We start from the raw sequence: 22,097 nt of genomic DNA, 5'->3' as shown, positions 1-22,097 counted from the left end.
GTACGAGCGTTCTGGCAGTATGGGGTCATGTCCGCGCTCCTGTGGTTGGCCGCGGCACTGATCCTGGTCGGTGCCGAAGCGCTGAGCGGTGAGCTGGTGCTCTTGATGCTCGCCGGCGGTGCCCTCGCGGCATCGGGTGTGGCGCTGTTCGACCTGCCGCTGGTGGTCGACGGGATCGTCTTCGCAGGGGTGTCGGTCCTGTTGCTCGGCGCGGTGCGCCCTGTGGCGAAACGGCACCTGATGCGGCGACCGATGTTGGCCACCAACGCCGAGGCGTTGCAGGGGAAGACGGCGACGGTGGTCGCCACCGTCGACGGGCACGGCGGTCAGGTGAAGCTCGACGGTTCGGTGTGGTCGGCGCGTGCGCTCCACGAATCAGACGTGTTCGAATCCGGCCAGGACGTCATGGTCATGCAGATCGACGGGGCGACCGCGGTCGTCTGGAAAGGCTAGGTGCGCAATGGTTGTCGGACTCGTGGTCGTGGTGGTGCTGGTTCTGCTGGCATTCGTCATCCTCTTCCGGTCGGTTGCCCTCATCCCGCAGGCCGAGGCGGCGGTGATCGAACGACTCGGTCGGTACACCAAGACGGTGTCGGGTCAGCTCACGCTGCTGGTGCCGTTCGTCGACCGGATCCGGGCGCGGGTGGATCTGCGTGAGCAGGTGGTGTCGTTCCCGCCGCAGCCGGTGATCACCGAGGACAACCTGACCCTGTCGATCGACACGGTCGTCTACTTCCAGGTGACCGTTCCCCAGTCGGCGGTCTACGAGATCAACAACTACATCATCGGCGTCGAGCAGCTCGCGACCACGACCCTGCGCAACGTCGTCGGTGGCATGACGCTCGAGGAGACACTGACCTCACGCGATTCGATCAACGCGCAGCTGCGCGGCGTGCTCGACGAGGCCACCGGACGCTGGGGCCTGCGGGTCGCCCGCGTGGAGCTCAAGAGCATCATGCCGCCGCCGTCGATCCAGGAGTCGATGGAGAAGCAGATGAAGGCCGACCGTGAGAAGCGCGCGATGATCCTCACCGCGGAGGGCCAACGGGAGTCCTCGATCAAGACCGCGGAGGGCAACAAGCAGAGCCAGATCCTCTCGGCCGAGGGCGCCAAGCAGGCCGCCATCCTCGCCGCCGAGGCCGACCGGCAATCCCGGATCCTCAGCGCTCAGGGCGAGCGCGCCGCCCAGTACCTGTACGCCCAGGGCGAGGCGAAGTCGATCGAGAAGGTGTTCGCCGCGATCAAGGCGGGCAAGCCGACCCCGGAACTGCTCGCCTACCAGTACCTGCAGAAATTGCCGGAGATGGCTGCGGGCGAGGGCAATTCGGTGTGGGTCGTGCCGTCGGACTTCGGTTCCGCGCTCCAGGGTTTCGCCAAGTCGTTCGGCGCGCAGGGCGACGACGGCGTGTTCCGCTACGAGTCGTCGGACACCGACGAGGCGCCGGTGGTCGACGACTCCGACGTCGAGGACTGGTTCGACCTCGCGTCGGACCCGAAGGTGGCGCAGGCGGTCGCCGAGGCCGAGGCGGTGGCCCGCAAGCCCGTCGCCGAACCGCTCACGTCGCGCTCGCAGTCGAGCGCACCGGAGACCGTGCTCGGCGGCCGCGATCGTGGGTACCCCGATGCCGGTCAGGACGAGATCGGTCCCGGCACCGGGTCATAGCGCGCACAGCGACCGTTCGGCCTGCACCAGCGCCACGGTCTGCAGCGGCGTCAGGCCGCGGTCGGTGACGGTGCGCACCGTCGCCGACGCCACGTCGGCCGGGCATACCGGGTCCCGGGGGTCGCGGTCGGTGACGCGGGCGACGATGTCGCGCGTGAGGGCACTGATCCGTCGGCGGGTGGCCGACAGGTCCGTGTCGGCATGCGGCGCGGTCCACGGGGCCACACGCCACCCGGCGAACAGGCCCCGTTGCACCGTCTTGCTCGACTCGATCTGATCGCGGACCACCATGCGCACCCGATCTGCCGTTGCCGGCGTCGCGCCCGCCACCGCTGCGTCGATGACGGCCCGTTCACGCGCCGGGTCGTCGATCGCGCCGTGAGTCACCCATTTCGACCGCGCCACCGCATCGGCGAGCAGCAGGCGGTCGACGACGGGCGCCACGATCGCGCCCGCGCCGGATGTCGTCTGTGTGGATCTGATCGGGGCGGCTGACGCGGTGGCGGCGGGAACCGAGACCGCGAGGGTGGTCGCGACGAGTGTCACGGCCAGCTGTGTGCGAGAGGTCATGGTGGGCAGAGTAATCCGGCGGATCTCGACGCCGACCGGCCACGACGGAGGTCAGTGGAGGGCGAGGTGCGCGGTGCCCGCGACGGCCAGCGCCCACAGGACCGATCCGAAGGTGCCGATGATGAACTGCTCACCGGCGTGCGCGGCGCGGATCTCCGGATAGCGCGCGAGTCCCTTGACCGCCAGTACCACGGCGATCCCCTCGGGCCACCCGGCGAGGACCGCAGCGGCGACGGCCGTGCGTTCGAGAACCCCGATGAGGCGCCCACCGCGCAGCGGGGTCGTGACGGTCGTCGACGCGGGGACGCTGTCGTCGGGCTCGGAGCTGTCGGGGTCTGGGTTGTCGGGATCTGGCTCTGGCTGTCGGTCGTCCTCGTCCCGCACGATGTCGAACAGCAGGGGCACGAGGGCGATGGCGCCGGTCGCCGCCGTCGTCACGCCCAGGACGAGGACCAGTCCGCGCGCGAACCCGGTGGCCGGGTCGGTCTGTGCGGCCGCGATCGCTGCGGCGATCAGCCCGATGACGCCGAGGCCGGCGGCGAGGCGGCGCGCGGTGGGGGATCGGAGACCGAGGAGCTGGGGGACAGGGGCGAGGGCCGAGACCACGAGGGCCGCGATGACGAGGCCGATCACGACGCGCCCCGCTGCCCGGGATCGACGCGCTCGACGAGGCGGATCGCCGTGCGCCGGCCGGCCGCCTCGGCCTGCCATCCGGCGACCGCGAGTCGTTGTGAGACCGCCTGTTTGGTGACGGCGAGTGCCTCGGCGGCATCGCTCTGCGATCGACCGGCCCGCATCTGTTCGACCGCCGCACGGCCCTCGGGCGATCGACGGGCGACGAGGACGGCGAGAAGGCTGAGCACGGCTGCCGCGTCGGCGGCGGTGTCGGTGTCGGGTCCGCGCACACACACCGACCCCGGTGCGTGCTTGGCGAGGGTCACCGCCTCGCGCGCCGCCTCGAAGGCCGGCCCCCGACCGGCGCGGGTGACGGCGGGCAGCGGTTCCTCGACGGCACCGGCGCCTATGCCGATGCTCCAGGTGCCGAGTTCGGCAAGGACGAGGGTGATGTCGACGACCGTGGACGCCTCGGCCACCACGGCCTGGACCTCGTCCCCGGCGGTGCGATCGAAGGACCGGACGACGGGTGTGTCGGCGAACCGTGCCAGCAGATCGGGCACGCGGTCGCGTTCGCGGCGGCTACGTCGCTGATCGACGGTCATCACGAACATGGGTCAAGTCTGCGTAATTGACCAAGCCATGTCAAGCCGTGAAGCTTTACAGTCGCGGTGTCGCAGCGTCAGCGTCCAGGCCTGAGGCTTGATTATCCTCAGGCAAGTCCTCCGGCTTGACCGGTGGCGCGACCGGAAGACGCGCGTCGAGAGCCATACCCACCAGTCCCAGGCAGACACCGGCCACCGACACCACCAGTCCCCATGGATTCGCGCCGCCACCGATCACGCTGCCGAGGATCACGATCGACACCGTGCCGGGCAGGATGCCGACCACCGTCGCGGCCACGAAGGGGAGCAGCCGTACCGCCGACAACCCCGCGCAGTAGTTGATGATCGAGAACGGCACAGGGGCGATCATCCGCAACGACCCGACGGCCAACCATCCGCGGCGTTCGAGGCGCGTGTTGACCGCGGTCACGGCCGGGTGGGTGAGCCGCGCTGCGACCGTCTCGCGGCCCAGCGCCCGAACCAGCAGGAATGCCCCGGTCGCACTCGCCGTGCTGGCGACGACGGCGACCGCGAGACCGAGCACGGGGCCGAACAGGACGCCGGAGGCCAGGGTGAAGATCGTCCGCGGGATCGGCGCCACGCAGACGACCGCATGGACGACGAGGAAGAGGATCACGAACCCAGGTCCGATGGACGACGACCACTGCCGGAACTGGTCGACATCGGGCAGACCGACGAAGGTCGCGGTGATCGCGGCAGCGACGAAGACCACACCTATCGCACCGAGTCGCCACCATCGACGAAGAGCTCCGACCACGGTGTTTCACCGTACCCGTCACCTCACCGCGACCACCCGACCGAGCGTTCACACGGGTGTGACCGCGGTCTCACCGACGGATGCGGTAAATACACATGAGGCCCACCTCACCGTGCGGAGGCGTCGACTGCGGCCGACGCCTCCGCACGGTGACCGACCGCCGCTACGATCACACCCACCGGGGATCGACCGGGGACGAGGAGTTCCACACGTGGTTCAGAGCTCAGGAGATCAGGCGTCGTCGAGCGCCGACACCCCGGACGACGCCCGTGCCGCCTGGGAGCAGGCCGTCGCGGGGGTGCTGGCGAAAGCACGTCGCGTCGATCCGTCGGAGATCACCCAGCCGGCGTCGGCACTGCTCGCCACCACCACCTACGACGACATACTCGTCGACCCGCTCTACGATCCCGCCACCGAGACACCCGAGCCCACCCTGCCCGGAAGGTTCCCCTTCGTCCGCGGCCGCGACGCCGCCCGTGACGTCACTCGCGGCTGGCACGTCACCGCCGTCTACGGAGGCGAGGGAACCGACCCCGCCGAGGTCAACACGGCCATCCTCGACGGACTGACCACCGGGGTCAGCGCGCTGTGGTGGAGCCCGAGCACCGACGACCCCGCCGCCGACATCACCCGCGCCCTCGACGGGGTGCTCCTCGACCTCGCGCCGCTGACCGTGCGCGCCGGCGCGCACACCGCGGCGGTCGGTTCGGCGCTGTTCGCCCTGCTCGACGCCCGACCCGACGCTGCCGACCCGACGACCACCCACATCTGTCTCGGGGCCGACCCGCTGACCGCGCGGTTCGCCGGGACCGACGCCGCGTCGGTCCCCGACACCCTGTCTCTGGCGGCCGCCGCGGCTGCGCGCACCGAACCGATCCGGACCATCTGTGTCGACGGCACGGTGTTCCACGACGCCGGCGCATCGGAGGCACAGGAGATCGGTGCGGCGGTGGCGGCCGGGATCGAGTACCTACGGGTGGCCACCGAGAGCGGTATGACGGTCGCCGACGCCCTCGACCAGATCTCCTTCCGCATCGCCGCCACCGACGCCCAGTTCGAGACGATCGCCAAGTTCCGTGCGGCCCGCCGGGTGTGGGCACGCGTGGCGCAGGTCGTCGGGGCCCCCGAGCACGGCGGCGCCCCCCAGCACGGCGTCACATCGTCGGCGATGATGACCCAGCGCGACCCGTGGGTGAACCTGCTGCGCACCACGCTCGGGGCGTTCGGAGCCGGTGTCGGGGGTGCCGACCAGGTGACGGTGCTGCCGTTCGACGCCGCCCTGCCACCCGACGCCCTCGGGGTCTCACGCACCTTCGCCGAACGCATGGCCCGCAACACCCAACTGCTGCTGCTCGAGGAATCGCACCTCGGGCGGGTCCTCGACCCCGCAGCCGGATCGTGGTTCGTCGAGGACCTCACCGATCGGATGGCGCAGGCGGCCTGGGAAGTGCTGCAGCGGATCGACGCGGCCGGTGGGTACACCACGGCGCTCGACTCCGGATCGCTGGCCGAGGAGATCGCCGCGACCCGCGCACGACGCGACGACGACATCGCCCACCGCCGCTTCGCCGTGACCGGCGTGACCGAGTTCCCGAACCTCGCCGAGAAGCCGCTCCCGGCCGACCGCGTCGCCCCCACCGCGGCCCGCTACGGCGAGGCCTTCGAGCAGTTGCGCGACCGGTCCGACGCCCATCTCGCCGCCACCGGCGAGCGCCCGTCGGTGTTCCTCGCACCGCTGGGCACCGTGGCGGAGTACAACGCGCGCACCACGTTCGCCACCAACCTCATGGCCGCGGGCGGGATCGCGGCCGTGGACCCCGGACCCACCGACGATCTCGCCGACGCGGCACGGTCAGCCGGTGCGACGGTCGCCATCATCTGCGGCACCGACAAGCGCTACGCCACCGTGGCACTCGACGCGATCGCCACACTGCGGTCGGCCGGGGTGACCCGGGTCCTGCTGGCCGGGCCCCGACAAGCCCTCGCAGGCACCGCGGCCGCCGACGACGAGTCGCTCGGTCCCGACGGCCACCTGACCCTCGGGGTCGACGCGGTGGCCGTCCTCACCGACCTGCTCGACATGCTCACATCGCAGGGAGCCCCCGCATGACCACCTCACCCGAGACAGCACAGCAGACCCGACCCGGCGTCGGCAGCTTCGCCGAGATCCCCCTCGTCGACCCCGACACCACCGCGTCCGATGCCGCCGAGGTCGGGCGTGACGATCTCGACGCACTCGCCGAATCCGGCGCCGCGGCCAACGGATACACCGTCGAGCAGGTGACGTGGGCGACCCCCGAGGGCATCGACGTGCGCCCGGTGTACGGACGCACCGATCGCGACGAGGCCGTCGCCGAGGGCTTCCCGATCGACACCTACCCCGGCACCGCACCGTTCCTGCGCGGGCCGTACCCGACGATGTACGTCAACCAGCCGTGGACGATCCGCCAGTACGCCGGGTTCTCCACCGCTGCGGAGTCCAACGCGTTCTACCGACGCAACCTCGCCGCCGGCCAGAAGGGTCTGTCGGTCGCGTTCGATCTCGCCACCCACCGCGGCTACGACTCCGACCACCCCCGTGTGGAGGGCGACGTCGGCATGGCCGGGGTCGCGATCGACTCGATCCTCGACATGCGTGAACTGTTCGACGGGATCGACCTCGGCTCGGTGTCGGTGTCGATGACGATGAACGGCGCCGTGCTGCCGATCCTCGCGCTCTACGTCGCCGCGGCCCAGGAGCAGGGGGTGGCACCGGAGAAGCTGGCCGGGACCATCCAGAACGACATCCTCAAAGAGTTCATGGTCCGCAACACCTACATCTATCCGCCGAAGCCCTCCATGCGGATCATCTCCGACATCTTCGCCTACACCAGCGAGCGGATGCCGAAGTACAACTCGATCTCCATCTCGGGTTACCACATCCAGGAGGCCGGGGCCACAGCCGATCTCGAGCTCGCCTACACTCTCGCCGACGGGGTGGAGTACATCCGGGCCGGACTCGCCGCGGGCATGGACATCGACACCTTCGCCCCACGTCTGTCGTTCTTCTGGGGCATCGGCATGAACTTCTTCATGGAGGTCGCCAAACTCCGTGCCGCCCGCCTCATCTGGAGTGAACTGGTCGCCCAGTTCGAGCCGAAGAACCCGAAATCGCGGTCACTGCGCACACATTCGCAGACCTCGGGGTGGTCGCTCACCGCGCAGGACCCGTTCAACAACGTCGCGCGGACGTGTATCGAGGCGATGGCGGCCACGCAGGGCCACACCCAGTCGCTGCACACCAACGCACTCGACGAGGCGCTGGCGCTCCCGACCGACTTCTCCGCACGCATCGCGCGCAACACCCAACTGTTGCTGCAGCAGGAATCCGGCACCACCCGTCCCATCGACCCGTGGGGTGGCTCGTACTACCTCGAATGGCTCACCCACCGACTCGCCGAGCGGGCCCGCGCGCACATCGCCGAGGTCGAGGAGGCCGGCGGCATGGCCCAGGCCATCGACGAGGGCATCCCGAAGCTGCGGATCGAGGAGGCGGCCGCCCGCACCCAGGCGCGGATCGACTCGGGCCGTCAGCCGGTGATCGGCATCAACAAGTACGCCGTCGACTCCGATCAGGAGGTCGAGGTCCTCAAGGTCGAGAACAGCCGCGTCCGCGCCGAGCAACTCGAGAAACTGGCGTCGCTGCGGGCGTCGCGCGACTCCGACGCCGTCACCGCGGCCCTGGCGAACCTGACCCGCGCCGCCGAGGCGACGGGCACGTCGACCGAGGGTGGGCCCGACACCGGCGGAGGCGCCGAGAACAACCTGATGGCGCTGGCCATCGAGGCGGCGCGCCACATGGCGACGGTGGGCGAGATCTCCGAGGCGTTGGAGAAGGTCTACGGTCGGCATCAGGCGGAGATCAAGACCATCAGCGGGGTGTACCGACATGAGGCCGGGCAGGTGAGCAACATCGATGCCGCGATCGCCATCGTGGGCGAGTTCGCCGAGGCCGAGGGCCGACGCCCCCGTGTCCTGATCGCGAAGATGGGCCAGGACGGCCACGACCGCGGCCAGAAGGTGATCGCCACCGCCTTCGCCGACCTCGGATTCGACGTCGACGTGGGCCCGCTGTTCCAGACGCCGGACGAGGTGGCCCGCCAGGCCGCCGACAACGACGTCCACGTCGTCGGCGTCAGCTCGCTCGCCGCGGGACACCTGACACTCGTCCCGGCGCTGCGGTCCGCGCTCGCCGCGGTCGGTCGCGAGGACATCATGATCGTCGTCGGCGGTGTCATCCCGCCCGGCGACTTCGACGCGTTGTACGCGGCCGGCGCGACGGCGATCTTCCCGCCCGGCACCGTGATCGCCGACAGCGCAGTCGAACTGGTCACCAAGCTCGCCGCACAGCTCGGTCTCGACCTGCCGGGTGCGGCGGCGGCCGGATGACCGACCGGGACGGCCCCCCGCCGCGCTGATGCCTCCCGTACCCATCGATCCCGCGACGCTCGCCGACGACATCCGGGCCGATCGTCGTCCGCAGCTCGCCCGGGCCATCACCCTGGTGGAGTCGACCCGCGCCGACCACCGTGCGCTCGCGCAGGAACTGCTGCTGGAGCTGACGCCCGACGCCGGCCGCTCGTATCGCGTCGGGATCACGGGCGTTCCCGGCGTCGGCAAGTCGACGACGATCGAGGCGCTCGGCATGTACCTCATCGAGCAGGGGCACAAGGTCGCGGTGCTCGCCGTCGACCCGTCGTCGACCCGTACCGGTGGCTCCATCCTCGGCGACAAGACCCGGATGGGACAGCTGTCGGTGCACCCGCAGGCCTACATCCGGCCGTCGCCGACCTCGGGCACGCTCGGCGGTGTCGCCAAGGCGACGCGGGAGACGATCGTGCTGCTCGAGGCGGCCGGTTTCGACGTCGTCCTGGTCGAGACGGTCGGGGTGGGCCAGTCCGAGGTCACCGTCGCGAACATGGTCGACAGCTTCTGCTTCCTGACCCTCGCGCGCACCGGCGACTCGTTGCAGGGCATCAAGAAGGGCGTCCTCGAACTCGCCGACATCGTGGTGGTCAACAAGGCCGACGGCAAGCACGAACGCGAGGCACGATCGGCGGCGCGGGAACTCGGTGGGGCGCTGCGGCTCCTCTATCCGCACGATGCGCTGTGGCTCCCGCCGGTCCTCACGATGAGCGCACTGGAGAACACCGGCGTGCGGGAGTTCTGGGACACCGTCTGCCGTCACCGCGAGGTGTTGGCCGACGCGGGCCGGTTCGAGTCGCGGCGGGCCCAACAACAGGTCGACTGGATGTGGGCGATGGTGACCGACGCGCTCATGCACCGTCTCGGGACCGATCCCACGGTGCGGGCCACCCGTGCCCGCGTCGAGGCGCAGGTGCGCGACGGGTCGTTGACCCCTGCGCTGGCCGCGCTGGAGATCGTCACCGCCTTCGACGACCGCGGCTGACCGCGTCCGCTCTGCGCGCCGGACGTTTCGGCGACATTACGGCTGTGAGCACCAGGCAGCGCGGCGTTGTTCTGGGCGCAACCACCACGCAATTCCTCACCCGTGTACTGGATTCCGAGATCGAGACCCGGACCAGATCCACTCGGATCCAACCCACGACGAGGAACCATCATGACGACCATCGCAGGAGTGTCCGCGAATTTCACCCGCGACCTCGACCAGAACTACGCCCTCATCGAGACGATGGTCGCCCAGGCGCGGGAGCGGGGCGTCGATTTCCTCGTGTTCCCCGAGGCCGCGATCGGCGGCTATCTCTCCTCGCTGGGCAACCACGGCGACACGGTGAAGAACACCGCGCGGTCCCTTCCCCCGGCCATCACCCTCGACGGCCCGGAGATCCGCCGGGTCCAGCAGATTGTCGGCGACATGGTCGTCGCGATCGGCTTCTGCGAACTCGGGTCCGCACCCGACGGTACCGGCGAGGTCCGCTACAACGCGGCCGCCGTGCTCGACGGCACACAGGTCTACGGCAGCTACCGCAAGGTGCATCAGCCACTGGGGGAGAACATGTCGTACTCCGCAGGCGACGAGTACGGGGTGTTCGACACGCCGGTCGGGCGGGTGGGGCTCCAGATCTGTTATGACAAGGCGTTTCCCGAGGCCGCACGCACCATGGCGCTCGACGGCGCGGAGATCATCGCGAGCCTGTCGGCGTGGCCGGCCGCCCGCACCGCGACCGCGGAGAACCTGCAGGAGGACCGCTGGACTCATCGGTTCAACCTCTTCGATCAGGCCCGAGCCCTCGACAACCAGGTCTTCTGGATCGCCTCGAACCAGTCCGGCACCTTCGGTTCGCTGCGCTACGTCGGCAACGCCAAGGTCGTCGACCCCGGCGGCAACATCCTCGCCACCACCCTCCTCGGCAGCGGGATGGCCGTCGCCGAGGTCGACATCGACGAGACCTTCCGCGCGATGCGCGGCGGGATGTTCCACCTGCGCGACCGGCGCCCCGACGTGTACGGCGCACTCACCGACACCGACCACACCGCGGCATGGAAGGAACTGTCCCGTGCCTGAGATGACCTTCGATGTCCGCTGGCCCGATGGCAGCGTCGACCGCTGCTACTCACCGAGCCTGGTGATGCACGATCACCTGACCGACGGCGCGAGCTACACCGTCGACGACTTCGTGCGCCGATCGGTCTCGGCGTTGGACACCGCCTCCGAACGGGTGCGTGCCAAGTACGGTTTCGCCTGCACCTCGGCGATGGCGACGAGCGAGCAGATCGTCTCCCGCTCAGCGCGTTTCGCCGGTGACGCGGTCGTCACGGTCGCGCAGATGCACCCCCCGCTCGACACCCCGGATCCCGCCGGCCGTCGATCGCAGAGTGTGTCATGACGATCGCGGCACGCCTCGAGCGTGATCAGCAGCAACCACCCGAGCAGATCCCCGTCGCGATCATCGGCGGCGGCCAGGCGGGCCTGTCGGTCAGTTGGCACCTCGCCGACCGCGGCGTCGACCACGTCGTCATCGAGGCACGGACACCGATGCACCAGTGGGCCGACACCCGCTGGGACAACTTCACCCTGGTCACCCCGAACTGGCACTGCCGGCTGCCGGGATACGCCTACGACGGCACCGACCCGGACGGGTTCATGACCCGCGACGAGGTCGTCGACTGGCTCGCCGGATGGCTCGAGACCTTCGCACCGCCGTTGATCACCCACACCCGGGTGACGCGGCTGGCGCACGGAGCCGACGGCGGTTTCGAACTGACACTGGAGTCGGCAGGGGAGATCACCACGCTGTCGTGCGACGAGGTGGTGATCGCGACCGGCGGCTACCCGATCCCGGTGGTCCCGCCCTTCGCCGGGTCGATCGATCCCGCGGTGCACCAGATGCATTCCGAGGAGTACCGCAACGCCGGCGAACTCCCACCCGGCGCGGTCCTCGTCGTAGGATCGGGCCAGTCCGGTGCGCAGATCGCCGAGGACCTCCATCTCGAGGGCCGCGAGGTCCACCTCGCGATCGGCAACGCACCCCGGGTCGCGCGCTTCTACCGCGGGCGTGACGCCATGACCTGGCTGGCCGACATGGGCCTCTACGACGTCCCGGCCCGGCAGTACCCGGGCGGCGCCGCGGCGCGGGAGAAGACCAACCACTACGTCACCGGTCGCGACGGAGGCCGCGACGTCGACCTGCGCGCCTTCGCCCGCGAGGGGATGGGCCTCTACGGCACCCTCGTCGACGGTCAGGGGAGCACGCTGCGCTTCGCACCCACGCTCACCGCATCGCTCGACGCCGCCGACGCCGTCTACAACTCCATCTGTCGTGACATCGACGCCCACATCGAACGCAGCGGCGTCGACGCACCACCGCCGTCGCGGTACACGCCGGTGTGGGAGCCCGACGCCGATCCCACCGAACTCGATCTCGCCGCCGCCGGCGTCACCACCATCATCTGGGCCATCGGGTACCGGCCCGACTACCGGTGGATCGAGGCCAGCGCCTTCGACGGCGGCGGGCGACCCATGCAGACCCGCGGGATCACCGCTGTCGACGGCCTCAGCTTCATCGGACTGCCGTGGATGCACACGTGGGGTTCGGGGCGGTTCCTCGGTATCGATCGCGACGCCGGCCACGTCGCCGACATCATCGCCGACCGCACGGCCGGTCGCGGTGGACCGCTGCGCCTGGCGGTCGGTCGGTGACGGGAGGCACCGTGTGACGGAGAAGTCCATCGGCCGTCTGATCGCCGATCGGGCCGCCGATCACCCTGATCGCGTGCTCATCACCGACCACCACACCGGCGAGCGTGTGACGGCATCCGAGCTCGACCGGCGCAGCAATCGTCTGTCGCGGGTCTTCGCAGGGCTCGGCGTCGGCACCGACGACCTCGTCACCGTCGCCCTGCCCACCTCGGTCGAGTTCGTCGTGACGTGTGCGGCGATCTGGAAGTGCGGGGCGACACCGCAGCCTCTCGCTCCGGACCTGCGGACCGCCGAACGATCCGCCGTGGAGGCCGTCGCGCGGCCCGCGCTCGTCGTCGGCGCACCACCGGTCGACGACACCGTCCCGTGGTGGCCGGCCGGCGCCGTCCCGCCGTCGTCGGTGCTGGACGGTCCGGTCGAGGATCGGTGGGCCGCGAGCTGGAAGGCACCGACGTCCTCGGGGAGCACCGGGACCCCGAAGGTGGTGCAGGCGACCGCACCCGCGCGGTTCGATCCCGACGCCGCGACCCCCGCGTTCCTGCCACGGTCGGCAGTCGCATTGGTGACCGGACCCATGTGGCACTCGGCGACCTTCACCTACGCCCTGCGCGGCGTGATGACCGACCACAGCCTCGTCCTCGCCGACCCGCTCGACGTCGCCACCCTGCCGGCGATCGTCGCCGAGCACCGGGTGACGTGGATGATGCTCACCCCCAGCCAGATCCATCGCCTGGTCCGGTCCGACGCCGCCCGGCGGTCGGGCGCCGATCTCGACTCGCTCGAGACCGTCCTCCACCTGGGTGCACCCTGTCCCGAGGCCGACAAGCGCGCGCTCATCGATCTGGTGGGTCCGCAGCGGGTGGTGGAGATCTACGCCGGCAGCGAGTCCAACGGCATCACCATGATCGACGGCGTCGACTGGCTTCGTCATCCCGGCAGTGTCGGGCGGCCGCTCGGCGACACCGAGCTGTGCATCCGACGCGACGACGGCAGTCGCGCCGACACGGGCGAGATCGGCGAGATCTGGATGCGTCGATCCGGGGGATCGCGCTATCGCTACCTCGGGGCCGACTCCCACCGCGACGAACAGGGATGGGACACCCTCGGAGACATCGGTGCCCTCGACGAGGGCGGGTGGCTTCGCGTCGTGGACCGCCGAACGCATGTGGTGACCTGCGCAGGCACCGACCTGTATCCCGCCCGGCTGGAGCAGGGCATCGTCGGACACCCGGCCGTCCGCGAGGCCGTGGTCTACGGGTCGCGCACGGCCGACGGCGAGTCACGGCTGTGTGCGGTGGTCGACATCGGTGACGCGCAGGTTGGCCGACACAGCATCGAGACCTTCACCCGCGCGCAGCTCGCCGCGCACTGCGCCACCGGACCGATCACCGTGCGCCGTGTGCCGGTACGCAACGCCGCCGGCAAGGTGCGCCGCTCGTCCCTGCCCGAGACGGTCGGCGCCGGGGCGATCGGCGAAACCTGATCGCAACGCGGGATCGATTGCGTAACAACGCGTTGTTCCACGCACAACCAGCCGGAAACGGCCCCCGTATGTACTCGACATCGAACCAGTCGGGACAACCGCTGAGATGACACCTCTCGTCATCTCCTCACCTCCAGGAGGACCCATGTCCGAGATCGACGACCAGATCGCCGAGAACATCGCGAAGTCTCTCGCCGAGATCCCGCACCCCTCACTTCCCAAGGGGTCGAACATCTACGGCTCGACGAAGCTGTTCCCCGACTACCAGGCCGAGGACGGGGAGACCTACTTCACCCTCGTACACGGCATCGCCCACGAGTCGTCGGTGAGCTTCGTCGCCGTCCTGCAGGCCACCCGTGCGCTGCGCAAGGGCTTCGAGTCGGCCATCTACTTCTACGGTCCCGGTGCCATGAACTGTTCGGCGACACGTGGATTCCCGACCACCGGCGACTCCGGTTTCCCGGGGGAGCAGAACATCAACGGCTCGCTGGAGACGTTCATCGCCGAGGGCGGGACGGTCTACTGCTGCCGCTTCGGCCTGGCGCTGCACGGCGGGCGCGAGGAGGACCTGATCGAGGGTGTCATCCCCGCCCACCCCCTCGACGTGCAGGACGCGCTCATCCACTACGCGCGCAAGGGCGCCATCATCAACTCGACGTACATGGTCTAGGAGACGGACATGTCGGTATCCACGCGCGTCGATCTCGCCCTGCTCGGATTCCGGGGTGACGCCCCGGTCACCCGGTCACCCGGCGCCGGACCCAGCGACGACGGACATCTCGTCATCGACGGACTCAGTGCCGCGATCCCGCGCAACCCGTTGAGCCCGTTCGTGTTCGACGGGGACAGGGTGCTGCTCGACGGCGTGGACACCGGTCTGGACGTCTCGGCGGTCGACCGTCCGAGGTTCTACGATCTGCAGACCGCGGACGGGGTCGCCTACGAGAAGCTGGCGAAGCTGCACGGGCGGGACGTGCTGGCGACCACGGTGGTGCAGACCTGCATCCGCTACGGCGAGGACCAACGGTGCCGCTTCTGCTCCATCGAGGAGTCGCTGCGGTCGGGGGCCACGGTCGCGGTGAAGAAGCCGCACGAGCTGGCCGAGGTCGCCGAGGCCGCGGTCCGGCTCGACGGCGTGCGGCAGATGGTGATGACCACCGGCACCTCGGCCGGGAACGACCGTGGCGCCCGACATCTCGCGCGGTGTGTGCGCGCGGTGCGTGCGGCGGTTCCCGATCTCCCGATCCAGGTGCAGTGCGAGCCGCCCGCGGATCTCGGCACGATCACCGAACTCCACGAGGCCGGCGCCCGGTCGATCGGCATCCACGTCGAGTCGCTCGACGACGACGTCCGACGGCGGTGGATGCCGGGCAAGGCCACCGTCGCGCTCTCCGAGTACCGGTCGGCGTGGACGGAGGCGGTGCGCGTCTTCGGGCGCAACCAGGTCTCGACCTACCTGATCGTCGGTCTCGGCGAGGACGCCGACGAGATGGTCGCCGGGGCGCGCGAGCTCATCGACGCCGGCGTCTATCCGTTCGTGGTGCCGTTCCGCCCGCACCCCGGCACCCTCGCCGTGGACGTCGACGGCGCCCGTGCACCCGATGCCGCTGTCCTGGAAAAGGTCTCGCGGGGCGTCGCCGAACACCTGCGCCTGTCCGGGATGAGCGGCGCGGATCAAAACGCGGGCTGCGCCGCCTGCGGCGCCTGCAGCATCCTGCCGAACGTCGGCGGCTGACATGCGTCCGCCGACCGCCGAGATGTCGATCCTCTCGGGGCTGCCGCGGGGTCTCGACGCCACCCGGGTCGGCTTCCTCATCACCCCCGCGACGACCCCCGCACACCACGACGCCTACCGAAAACTGCGCCGCGAGGCGTTCGTCGACGAGCAGAAGGTGTTCTCGGGCAGCGACATCGACGACATCGACGACGACCCGCGCACCCTCGTGCTCGTGGCCGTCACCGCCGAGGGAACCGTGGTCGGCGGGGTACGCCTCGCGCCGCAGCACGGGTGGGGGATCGACCACAGACCAGGGATCGACACAGCCGACATCGGGTGGTGGACCGGGAGCCGCCTGGTCGTCGACCGCTCACGCCACGACGCCGGCATCGGTCCGGCGCTGGTGCGCGCGGCGTGCGCGCATGCCTCCGAACGCGGGGTGCTGCGTTTCGAGGCGACCGTGCAGCGACCACACCGCCGGATGTTCGCCCACCTCGGCTGGCAGGACGTCGGTGTGTGCGAGATCGGCGGCCGACCCCACGTCCGGATGCGGTGGGATCCGCGGCGCATCGAGCGCGTCGCCGAGCGGACCAAGTCGTTCCTCGCCGAGGCCCTGGCACCGTTCCGACAGCAACCGGGTGGGTTGGGTCCGGCCGGTTTCACCGGCGACGACGGCGTACCCGTTCCGGGCAGCGACATCGTCGCCGCCTGCGACGCCATCCTCCCCTCGATGGTGGACCGCGACCCCGAATGGGCCGGCTGGTGTTCGGTGTTGGTCAACCTCAACGATCTCGCCGCGATGGGGGCCACACCGACCGGCCTCCTCGATGCCGTCGGCGCCACCACACGATCCCAACTGACCCGGATCGTGCGGGGCATGGCCGGTGCCGCCTCCGCGTGGGGTGTGCCGGTTCTCGGCGGCCACACCCAGCTCGGGGTGCCCGCGTCGCTGTCGGTGACCGCACTGGGCACCACCCGACGACCCGTCCCGGCCGGCGGTGCCGATGTCGGTGACCACCTCCGGGTGACCGTCGACGTGAGTGGCGGATGGCGACCCGGATACCACGGCGGGCAATGGGACTCGACGAGTACGCGGACCCCGCACGACCTCCGCGCCATGAACGCGATGGTGCGCGAACTCGACCCGCGCGCGGCGAAGGACGTCAGCATGGCCGGGATCGCGGGCACCACCGGGATGCTGGCCGAGGCGTGCGGGACCGGCGCGGAGATCGACGTCGCCGCCGTTCCCCGTCCGGGCGGGGTCGACATGGGATCCTGGCTGACGTGCTTCCCCGGATTCGCGATGCTCACCGCCGACCGCCCGGGTACCGCGGCGCCCGCGGGACTGCCGAGGGATGTCGTGAGCGCGGTGTGCGGACGGCTGACCGCGACCCCCGGTGTGCGCCTGCGCTGGCCGGACGGTGTGACGACGACCGCGGTGAACTCGGGGGTCACCGGACTGGGTCGCGCGTGACCCCCGATCACCCAGGTCGGCGCTGATGGCGCCGATCACCATCGGTGCGGTCGCCGCACACTTCGGTCGCGACCTCGAGCGCAGCGTCGCGAAGGTGGTCGGGATCATCGAGTCCGCGCGTCGCGACGGCGTCGATCTCCTGGTGTTCCCCGACGCCAGCCTGGGCGGGTACATCGGTGACCTGCGCAGTCCCGACCTCACCGAACTGCCGCCGGTGCTCGCCACCGACGGACCCGAGATCGCCGCGATCATCGCCGCGGCCGGCGACATGACCGTGTGTGTCGGGTACGCCGAGGTCTCCGACGACGGACCCGACGCCGCACGCAGCGGGTACAACTCCCCCCCGCGAAGCGGATACAACTCCGCGGTCTGCGTCAGCGGCGACGGCATCCTCGGTACCCATCGCAAGGTGCACCAACCCGCGGGGGAGTCGATCGCCTACACCGCCGGCGATCGGTTCACGGCCTTCGACACCCCCGTCGGGCGGATGGGGATGCTCATCGACTACGACAAGACCTTCCCCGAGGCCGCCCGTGCCGTCGCCGTCGACGGGGCCCACGTCATCGCCGCGTTGTCGGCGTGGCCGGCGAGCGTCACCGACCGCGCCTCACGGCTGCCCGCCGACCGGCAGTCGCGACTGTTCGATCTCTACGACGCCGCCCGCGCGGCGGAGAACCAGGTTGTCCTGGTGTCGTCGAACCAGACCGGCGTGATGGGGTCGCTGCGGTTCCTCGGCCAGGCGAAGATCGTCGGTCCCGGTGGCGAGATCCTCGCCACGACCCGATCGAAGGGCGGTATGGCCACGGTGACGATGGATGTCGAGACCGAGATCACCCGCGCACGAAAGGTGTTGCACCATCTCGCCGAACGGCGACCCGACACCTACGTTCCCGCGGCACCGACCGGCGCGGGGCCGGTTGCGGCGCCGCAGACGTTGCCCACGAACTAGGGAGCAGCCCCGTGCACATCGCCCTGATCACCTACTCCACCAAGCCGCGCGGCGGGGTCGTCCACACCCTGAACCTCGCCGAGGCGCTCGTCGACGCCGGCGCGCAGGTGACGGTGTGGTCGTTGGCCCGCGCCGGCGACCGAGGCTTCTTCCGCGCCGTCGATCCACGGGTCCGCCTGCGGCTCGTCGACTTCCCGGCCGTCGACGGCGAGACCGTCACCGAGCGGATCGTCCGGTCCATCGACACCATGCGTCGCGCCTTCACCCCCGACGACCACGACATCGTGCACGCCCAGGACTGCATCAGCGCGAACGCCGTGGGCCGGTGCATCCGCACCGTGCACCACCTCGACACCTTCACCACCCCGGTGCTCGCGGACTGCCACGAGAAGGCCATCGCGGAGCCCTACGCCCACATCTGTGTGTCGGCGGCGGTGGCGTCGGAGGTGACCGCGGGCTGGGGTCTCCACCCGACCGTGATCGCCAACGGCGTCGACGCCGAGCGGTTCGCCGCCGCCGCGACCGACACCCCCGCGGCCACCGCCGGGCGCGATCGATGGCGCGACCGACTCGGCCGCCACATCCTCGCCGTCGGCGGCATCGAACCCCGCAAGGGCAGCATCGACCTCCTCGAAGCGTATGCGCAGCTGCAGATCTCGCACCCCGACGTCGCCCTGGTGTTCGCGGGCGGTGAGACGCTCTTCGACTACCGCGAGTACCGCGAGGCGTTCGACCGACGCGGCGCCGAACTCGCGGTCGCACCGGTCGTGCTGGGCACCGTCGACGAGGACGAACTCCCCGCACTCGTCGCATCCGCCGAGGTGTTCGCGTTCCCGTCGGTGAAGGAGGGTTTCGGACTCGCCGCGATGGAGGCACTCGCCGCCGGTCGTCCGGTCGTCACCCGCGATCTGCCGGTGCTGAGAGAGGTGTTCGGCGACACCGTCGGATACGCCGCCACCGTCGAGGAGCTGGCCCGGGAGCTGGACGAGGCGATCACCTCACACCCCGACCGCACCGACACCGGCCGCGCCGACGCGGGCCGCGCCCTCGCGCAGTCGATGACCTGGGAGACCGCCGCGGCTCGACATCTCGAGTTCTACGCCGCACACCCGCGCCCGGCCCACTCCCGTCACGCTCAGCGCACCTGAGCCGCGAGTCCGGCGATCCGATCGATCAGGTCGTCGAAGAAGGCATCGGGATCGGTCGCGGTCGCGATGGCGGCGTTGGGATCTCGTCCCCACATCCCGCGTTCGTCGGCGACGGTGGTGCCGCGGGTCAGGGTGCCGGCGAGCTCGACATCGATGACAGCCGGCCGGGTGGTGACCACGGAGGGGTCGAGGGCGACCGCGGCGGCGAACGGGTCGTGCATGTGGGCGATGTAGCCCTCGTCGTGGTCGGCGTGGAACTCGAAGTAGAACCGGATCGCGTCGACGAGGTGGCGCACCACCCGGTTGTCGGCCACCGAGCGCAGACCGCGCTCGTCGGTCACCGAGGGTTGTTCCACCGGGGCGCTGCCCGCCTGCGCGGCCAGACGACCCAGGTGGTCGGGGGTCATGACGATGGTCTCGGTGAGGTCGAGGGGGCAGACGACGGGAGTCGGTGCACCGTCGCGACCGAAGGCGGCGAACACCCGTTGGGCGGCCTCGGGATCGACGGCGACGTTCCACTCCGAGGTCGGTGTCGTGTTGCCCGGGTGGTGGAACGCGCCGCCCATCACGACGAGCCGTCGCAGACGCGACGGCAGGTCGGGATCGCGCTCGATGGCCAGCGCGAGGTTGGTCAACGGCCCGGTGACCAACCCGACGACCTCGCCCGGTCGCTCCGCGGTGATCTCGATCCAGGCGTCGGCGGCCGATCGCGACGACGGTGCACGGGGTGCGGGCGGCAGGTCGGCGTAGCCGATGCCCAGGGGACCGTGGGTGTCCTCGGTCGTCATCAGCTCCGCGACCAACGGCGCCGACGCACCCAGGCACACCTCGATGTCGTCGCGGTCGCACAGCTCCAGCCAGGCGAGGTTGTTGGCGCACACCACGTCTGCGGGCACGTTGCCGGCCGTGGAGAGCACGGCGAGGAGGTCGGCGTCGGGATGGGACAGCAGGTAGAGCAGCGCCAGGGAGTCGTCGATGCCGGTGTCGCAGTCGAACACGATGGGGTGCACGGTCACCCGCGCACACTATCCGCCGGGTGTGTCGACGGCGTCGAGGAGGACGTCGCGGGTGAGTTCGAGCTGGCCGAGATGCTGGGCGAGCTCGCGCAGGATGTGCAGGATGATCCACTGCGGGGTCGCCTCGGCGATGTCGGCGGTGCGGGTCGACCCTCGTACGTCGCGGTCGCGGACCCCCTCGGTGACGGCGATGTGCAGCCAGTCGCTCACGCGTGTCCGCACGTCGTCGACGGCGTCGCACAGGGCCGCGGCGGTGCCGGTGGCACGGAACTCGGCGGCGCGGTCACGGGGTATCTGCTCACCGCCGATGACACTGCCGGCCCAGAACTTCGTCAGCTCGACGCAGTGGAACACGATCGCGTAGGGCGAATTCGTCTGCGGCAAGTTCTTCTGGGGCAGTGACGGGGTCGTGTTCACGAGGCCGTCGCCGAGATCGGCGACGATCGTCCGCATCGACACCAACGTCTCATCGATGATCGTCGCCGCGGCCGAGTGCAGGGTATCGGTCACCACGGGTACCGCTCGAAGTCCTTGAGGAAGCAGCCGTAGAGGTCGATCCCGTTCTCGCCGTCGACGATCGGGTGGTACACCCGCGCCGCGCCGTCGACGAGATCGAGCGGTGCACGGAAGCCCTCGTCGGCCAGACGCATCTTCGACTCATGCGGACGCTCATCGGTGATCCACCCGGTGTCGACCGCGGTCACCAGGATGCCGTCGTCGAACAACTCCCCGGCGCTGGTGCGGGTCAACATGTTCAGGGCCGCCTTCGCCATGTTCGTGTGCGGATGTCCCGGCCCCTTGTAGCCGCGCGAGAAGATGCCCTCCATCGCCGACACGTTGACCACGTACTTGCGTCGGGCGGGTGAGGCCCGCAGCGACGGGGTGAGGCGCGACAGCAGGATGAACGGCGCCACGCTGTTACACAGTTGGACCTCGAGGAGTTCGAGCGGGTCCACGTGGTCGACCGACGCGACCCAGCTGTTGGAGCTCACCAGGTCGGGAAGCAGTCCGCCGGCGTCGACGGCCGTGCCGTCGGCGATGCGCGCCGGTGACGCCGAGCCGGCCGTCATCGCCAGGGCCGCCAACGATTCCGCGGCCGCGTCGGAGCTCGACCCGCCGGCGAGGGCGTTGGGGTGCAGCTCCGAGCTGTCGCCCATCGTCAGGGCGGGGATGGCCGCCGCGGCGCCGCGCAGGGGAGCGGCCTCGGCGTCGACGAGGGAGCGGTACGACCCCGGCGACCGACGGACGGTCTGCGCGGCGTTGTTGACCAGGATGTCGAGGTGGCCACGCGCGGCGACCGAATCGGCGAGGGCGACCACCTGCGCCGGGTCGCGCAGGTCGATGCCGACGATGGTGAGTCGGTGCAGCCAGTCGTCGGCATCGGTCTGTCGGGCGAACCGGCGGGCGGCGTCGCGGGGGAACCGCGTGGTGATGGTCAGTTCGGCGCCGTCGCGGAGCAGCATCAGCGCGATGTACATGCCGATCTTGGCGCGACCCCCGGTCAGGAGGGCGCGGCGGCCGCGCAGATCGGTGCGCTGGTTGCGACGTGCGCGGTTGTCCGCGGCGCAATCCGGACACAGCTGATGGTGAAACGCGTTGACCTCGGTGTACTCGGTCTTGCAGATGTAGCAGGCCTGCGGACGGATGAGGTGCCCGGCGACACCGGTGCCGTCCCCCGACAGACCGACACCGGCGGTCTCGTCGTCGATGCGATCGGCCGACCCGGTCGCGGTGGCGCCCAACACGGCGCGGTCGGCGGCGAGGCGCTCGGCGTGACGCGCCTTCTTCTTCGACCTCTTGGCGAGCTTGAACATGTGGGCCACCGCGCGCTGCACCTCGATCGAGTCGGGATGCCCCGTGTCCATGGTCGCCACCTGATCGAGGACGCGCCGGACCGTGGCCATGTCGGCAGGATCGA

At 70.3% G+C, this 22,097-nt stretch carries 21 protein-coding genes; 14 read left to right on the top strand and 7 right to left on the bottom strand.

Features of this window, described 5'->3' with window-relative positions; all coding sequences use genetic code 11:
* Positions 1-27: 27 nt before the first annotated feature.
* Both ASG12_RS09395 and ASG12_RS09390 read left to right on the top strand, forming a co-directional pair.
* Entirely contained in the window at positions 28-453 is a 426-nt protein-coding gene (locus tag ASG12_RS09395) for an NfeD family protein (RefSeq protein ID WP_045822723.1), read from the top strand.
* A gap of 7 nt (positions 454-460) precedes the next feature.
* Positions 461-1,663 carry an SPFH domain-containing protein gene (locus ASG12_RS09390; protein WP_055788524.1) on the top strand — a complete coding sequence of 401 codons (1,203 nt, stop codon included), beginning with the start codon at positions 461-463 and terminating at the stop codon, positions 1,661-1,663.
* Here ASG12_RS09390 and ASG12_RS09385 read toward each other — a convergent pair.
* From ASG12_RS09385 to ASG12_RS09370, 4 genes are read right to left on the bottom strand one after another with little or no spacing between them, the layout of a single operon-like run.
* On the bottom strand, positions 1,658-2,233 hold the full coding sequence (locus tag ASG12_RS09385; RefSeq protein ID WP_055788521.1) for a chorismate mutase: 576 nt from the start codon (positions 2,231-2,233) through the stop codon (positions 1,658-1,660). The genes ASG12_RS09390 and ASG12_RS09385 overlap by 6 nt on opposite strands.
* Positions 2,234-2,284: 51 nt before the next feature.
* Complete coding sequence (locus ASG12_RS09380) at positions 2,285-2,866, bottom strand: hypothetical protein (RefSeq protein WP_055788518.1); 582 nt, start codon at positions 2,864-2,866, stop codon at positions 2,285-2,287.
* On the bottom strand, positions 2,863-3,462 hold the full coding sequence (locus ASG12_RS09375; protein ID WP_055788515.1) for a hypothetical protein: 600 nt from the start codon (positions 3,460-3,462) through the stop codon (positions 2,863-2,865). The genes ASG12_RS09380 and ASG12_RS09375 overlap by 4 nt, the downstream gene beginning before the upstream one ends.
* A gap of 46 nt (positions 3,463-3,508) precedes the next feature.
* Positions 3,509-4,231 (bottom strand): TVP38/TMEM64 family protein, encoded by a 723-nt coding sequence (locus tag ASG12_RS09370; RefSeq protein WP_055788512.1) that lies wholly within the window; start codon positions 4,229-4,231, stop codon positions 3,509-3,511.
* Between the two features lie 211 nt (positions 4,232-4,442).
* Here ASG12_RS09370 and ASG12_RS09365 point away from each other — a divergent pair, with 211 nt between their 5' ends.
* From ASG12_RS09365 to ASG12_RS09310, 12 genes are all read left to right on the top strand, one after another.
* Entirely contained in the window at positions 4,443-6,341 is a 1,899-nt protein-coding gene (locus ASG12_RS09365) for a methylmalonyl-CoA mutase family protein (protein ID WP_055788509.1), read from the top strand.
* Positions 6,338-8,659 (top strand): methylmalonyl-CoA mutase, encoded by a 2,322-nt coding sequence (scpA, locus tag ASG12_RS09360; RefSeq protein ID WP_055788506.1) that lies wholly within the window; start codon positions 6,338-6,340, stop codon positions 8,657-8,659. Before ASG12_RS09365 ends, scpA begins: the two co-directional genes overlap by 4 nt.
* 28 nt (positions 8,660-8,687) lie before the next feature.
* Positions 8,688-9,680 carry a methylmalonyl Co-A mutase-associated GTPase MeaB gene (gene meaB / locus ASG12_RS09355; RefSeq protein ID WP_045822730.1) on the top strand — a complete coding sequence of 331 codons (993 nt, stop codon included), beginning with the start codon at positions 8,688-8,690 and terminating at the stop codon, positions 9,678-9,680.
* Between the two features lie 171 nt (positions 9,681-9,851).
* The gene (locus ASG12_RS09350; protein ID WP_055788503.1) at positions 9,852-10,757 is read left to right on the top strand and encodes a carbon-nitrogen hydrolase family protein; all 906 of its coding nucleotides are present in this window, start codon (positions 9,852-9,854) and stop codon (positions 10,755-10,757) included.
* A complete protein-coding gene (locus tag ASG12_RS09345; protein WP_055788500.1) occupies positions 10,750-11,079 on the top strand; it encodes an MSMEG_0570 family nitrogen starvation response protein in 330 nt (109 codons plus the stop codon). The genes ASG12_RS09350 and ASG12_RS09345 overlap by 8 nt, the downstream gene beginning before the upstream one ends.
* Positions 11,076-12,392, top strand: coding sequence for an MSMEG_0569 family flavin-dependent oxidoreductase (locus ASG12_RS09340; RefSeq protein WP_055788498.1), 1,317 nt, complete (start codon positions 11,076-11,078; stop codon positions 12,390-12,392). The genes ASG12_RS09345 and ASG12_RS09340 overlap by 4 nt, the downstream gene beginning before the upstream one ends.
* Positions 12,393-12,405: 13 nt before the next feature.
* Positions 12,406-13,875: an AMP-binding protein gene (locus ASG12_RS09335; protein WP_162243420.1), complete on the top strand. Its 1,470-nt coding sequence runs from the start codon at positions 12,406-12,408 to the stop codon at positions 13,873-13,875.
* A gap of 145 nt (positions 13,876-14,020) precedes the next feature.
* Complete coding sequence (locus ASG12_RS09330) at positions 14,021-14,545, top strand: MSMEG_0572/Sll0783 family nitrogen starvation response protein (protein ID WP_045822735.1); 525 nt, start codon at positions 14,021-14,023, stop codon at positions 14,543-14,545.
* Between the two features lie 9 nt (positions 14,546-14,554).
* Positions 14,555-15,610 carry an MSMEG_0568 family radical SAM protein gene (locus ASG12_RS09325; protein WP_055788492.1) on the top strand — a complete coding sequence of 352 codons (1,056 nt, stop codon included), beginning with the start codon at positions 14,555-14,557 and terminating at the stop codon, positions 15,608-15,610.
* Between the two features lies 1 nt (position 15,611).
* A complete protein-coding gene (locus tag ASG12_RS09320; protein WP_082501825.1) occupies positions 15,612-17,066 on the top strand; it encodes an MSMEG_0567/sll0787 family protein in 1,455 nt (484 codons plus the stop codon).
* A 25-nt stretch (positions 17,067-17,091) separates the two neighbouring features.
* The gene (locus tag ASG12_RS09315) at positions 17,092-18,015 is read left to right on the top strand and encodes a carbon-nitrogen hydrolase family protein (RefSeq protein WP_055788490.1); all 924 of its coding nucleotides are present in this window, start codon (positions 17,092-17,094) and stop codon (positions 18,013-18,015) included.
* A gap of 11 nt (positions 18,016-18,026) precedes the next feature.
* Positions 18,027-19,163, top strand: a complete 1,137-nt coding sequence (locus ASG12_RS09310; protein WP_055788487.1) for an MSMEG_0565 family glycosyltransferase — start codon at positions 18,027-18,029, stop codon at positions 19,161-19,163.
* On the opposite strand, the gene ASG12_RS09305 is transcribed toward ASG12_RS09310, so the two are convergent.
* The 3 genes from ASG12_RS09305 to ASG12_RS09295 are packed head-to-tail and all read right to left on the bottom strand — an operon-like array spanning position 19,151 to position 22,083.
* Positions 19,151-20,179, bottom strand: a complete 1,029-nt coding sequence (locus tag ASG12_RS09305; protein ID WP_443089083.1) for a nucleoside hydrolase — start codon at positions 20,177-20,179, stop codon at positions 19,151-19,153. The two genes, ASG12_RS09310 and ASG12_RS09305, sit on opposite strands and share 13 nt — an antisense overlap.
* A gap of 9 nt (positions 20,180-20,188) precedes the next feature.
* The gene (locus tag ASG12_RS09300) at positions 20,189-20,692 is read right to left on the bottom strand and encodes a mycothiol transferase (RefSeq protein ID WP_055788484.1); all 504 of its coding nucleotides are present in this window, start codon (positions 20,690-20,692) and stop codon (positions 20,189-20,191) included.
* Positions 20,686-22,083, bottom strand: coding sequence for an SDR family NAD(P)-dependent oxidoreductase (locus tag ASG12_RS09295; RefSeq protein WP_055789414.1), 1,398 nt, complete (start codon positions 22,081-22,083; stop codon positions 20,686-20,688). Before ASG12_RS09295 ends, ASG12_RS09300 begins: the two co-directional genes overlap by 7 nt.
* Positions 22,084-22,097: the final 14 nt, after the last annotated feature.

It is taken from the genome of Williamsia sp. Leaf354 (genome assembly GCF_001424365.1).
Taxonomy (GTDB): domain Bacteria; phylum Actinomycetota; class Actinomycetes; order Mycobacteriales; family Mycobacteriaceae; genus Williamsia_A.
Note: the sequence above shows the minus strand (reverse complement) of the source record. Positions and strands in the feature narration are given on the sequence as shown.

Coding starts and splice junctions, on each gene's coding strand:
- ASG12_RS09375 (WP_055788515.1), bottom strand. CDS start 3,462: ATGTTCGTGATGACCGTCGATCAGCGACGTAGCCGCCGCGAACGCGAC.
- ASG12_RS09390 (WP_055788524.1), top strand. CDS start 461: ATGGTTGTCGGACTCGTGGTCGTGGTGGTGCTGGTTCTGCTGGCATTC.
- ASG12_RS09315 (WP_055788490.1), top strand. CDS start 17,092: ATGGCGCCGATCACCATCGGTGCGGTCGCCGCACACTTCGGTCGCGAC.
- ASG12_RS09295 (WP_055789414.1), bottom strand. CDS start 22,083: ATGGCCACGGTCCGGCGCGTCCTCGATCAGGTGGCGACCATGGACACG.
- ASG12_RS09320 (WP_082501825.1), top strand. CDS start 15,612: ATGCGTCCGCCGACCGCCGAGATGTCGATCCTCTCGGGGCTGCCGCGG.
- ASG12_RS09330 (WP_045822735.1), top strand. CDS start 14,021: ATGTCCGAGATCGACGACCAGATCGCCGAGAACATCGCGAAGTCTCTC.
- scpA (WP_055788506.1), top strand. CDS start 6,338: ATGACCACCTCACCCGAGACAGCACAGCAGACCCGACCCGGCGTCGGC.
- ASG12_RS09395 (WP_045822723.1), top strand. CDS start 28: ATGTCCGCGCTCCTGTGGTTGGCCGCGGCACTGATCCTGGTCGGTGCC.
- ASG12_RS09340 (WP_055788498.1), top strand. CDS start 11,076: ATGACGATCGCGGCACGCCTCGAGCGTGATCAGCAGCAACCACCCGAG.
- meaB (WP_045822730.1), top strand. CDS start 8,688: ATGCCTCCCGTACCCATCGATCCCGCGACGCTCGCCGACGACATCCGG.
- ASG12_RS09325 (WP_055788492.1), top strand. CDS start 14,555: ATGTCGGTATCCACGCGCGTCGATCTCGCCCTGCTCGGATTCCGGGGT.
- ASG12_RS09350 (WP_055788503.1), top strand. CDS start 9,852: ATGACGACCATCGCAGGAGTGTCCGCGAATTTCACCCGCGACCTCGAC.
- ASG12_RS09385 (WP_055788521.1), bottom strand. CDS start 2,233: ATGACCTCTCGCACACAGCTGGCCGTGACACTCGTCGCGACCACCCTC.